The 2084-nt window shown below is 42.0% G+C and carries 1 protein-coding gene; it reads right to left on the bottom strand.

Annotated features, from left to right (window positions below; all coding sequences use genetic code 11):
- Positions 1-2084, bottom strand: a 2084-nt coding sequence (locus C1G49_RS11040; protein WP_419579746.1) for a mucin-binding protein, incomplete at both ends; no start/stop codon positions are given.

The following is a 2084-nucleotide window of genomic DNA, read 5'->3' as shown; positions in this document are numbered from 1 at the left end:
GCAGCTACTGTCTTAGGAATAACTGTTTCAGACATTGGCGCATCTACACCCTCAAGGGTTGTACGAGTTGCTGTGTAGTCTGTGATAGCTGGAATTTGGTTTCCGCTAAGTGTATCTGTTGTATCTGCTACCCAGTCACCGTAAGTAATCTCACCAGTTACAAGGTTTACTTGAGCTGGACGAGTGAAGGTTACAGTTTCAGTCTTAACAAGTGGTGTACCTTCTGTTGAACCTTTTGGCAATACATTACCTGCAGCATCTACAAGAACTGGTGTACCATCTTCATACTTGTACTCAACTGTACGAGTAACTTCTTGAGTTGCTTCCAAGTTTTTAAGAGTGTCTGGCCATACTGGTGAGTTTGGATCGGTTGGATCTACAGGCTCACCTGGTACAGCTGTCTTAGGAACATCTACAAGACGAGGCTTGATAACAACAAGGAATTCTTGCAAACCTTCGTCGTAGTCATAGTCTTGACCAGCGGCTGTTGTGAAGTTATCAGATACAAGCTCATAACCCAATTTCTTATACTTGTTAATGGTAGCTTCAGTTGAATAATTGATGTCTGTACCTGGATTACCTGTCAAGGTACCTGAATCTTCACGGTATCCTGCCTCACCTTCAACTTGGTAACGGATGATTGCTTCCTGTGGAACTGGTGTATAAATATGAGTCGTTTCAGAAACAGTTTGAGCATTGTTGTTTAAACTGATAGTGTGGTGCATCCCCTTCCAAGAGGTTGTACGTACACCAAGACCACCATTCTCAGTACCTGTATCCGTCGTCGAACCATCATTATCACGGATATCGTACTCAAACATTATACGTGAAGCGTTACCTAAGGCTGCTGGGCGAAGACGAGCAAATGCTAGTGTACCATCTTGTTTCTCATGGAATTTGATATGGAACCACTGGGTTGTTGAAGTCAAGGTACTGAAATCAAGTTCTGCTGGGTCTGTAATCAAGGTTCCACGAACTGGAGTTGGTTGCTTATCTCCTTCTTTGTCTGGATAAATCTTCTCTGTTGAAGCATCTACGCGATAAACTTCATAACCAGAGGTTAGAAGAGAAGGAAGAAGCTTCAAGTTTGTATTCACTGTACCAACTGGCATGTCATCTGTTACCAAGATTGGTAGGAAGCCATCCAGGTTCGTATCTGTATAACTTTGTGTACCTGTGTAGTTCGGATCTGCTATATAGTAGGTTTTCTTAATAGTCCCATCTGTACCCACAGCTTCAACGATCGTCTTGAACTGTACACCACTTGTACCATAACGAGTTACTTCAACGTATGGCTCTGATGGAACTAGAACGACGTTAGATGTTGTTGTTGTCGTTTCTTTGTAAGTATAACCTGCAAATTCTCTCTTTTCAGACGGTGTTGTATTCAAGTCTGGTGTTGTTAACACCGTATAGGTAGCTAGTTGTTGACCATCCTCTGTCTTGTAGACAGTCGTATTAGTGGTTGGCCGGATCAACTTTTGACTGACAGCACTCATTGTATTTTTCGCCCATTGAATACGGATAACACCGAACATATCTTTCGAATCATAGTCTGGATCATATGTGTAGACAAATGGATAGCCTGCACCATGTGTAGTCTTGAAGTAATCAAAATCTACAGCTGTGTTTGGTTCAACTTTCTTAGTTTCAACAACTGTTCCGTCGTTTGCAACCAACTCTACCAAGAGCTTGCCGTAAAGATCGGTTGGGTTAACAGATGTACGGAAGTAAGCACCACCTGTTGATTGCCCACCATTTTCTTTAAATGGTGAATATTTAGGTGCAACAGCATCAAAATATGCAACAGGTGTATATTGAATTGTCAAATAATCTGCAACTTCAGTAGCTTTAAGGGACCCACTAACTTTTGATGTTACAGCTGCACCGTTTGGATCGGACATATCTGGAGTTGCAGTTGTACCTGTTTCGATAAGGATACCTTCCGCATCACCAACGTTTTGTAGGTTGGTAGAAGTCGCTGCAAGCAAGACTTGGATATCTTCAGTTCCCAAGAATTTACGCAATTCCAAAGCCAAGGCTTCCACATTTGTACGAACTGCATTGATTTGTTCATTAACATT

The sequence above is a fragment of the Streptococcus suis genome, from assembly GCF_002960625.1.
Taxonomy (GTDB): domain Bacteria; phylum Bacillota; class Bacilli; order Lactobacillales; family Streptococcaceae; genus Streptococcus; species Streptococcus suis_T.
The sequence above is the reverse complement of the archived record's forward strand: the minus strand, read 5'-3'. Positions and strand labels throughout refer to the sequence as shown.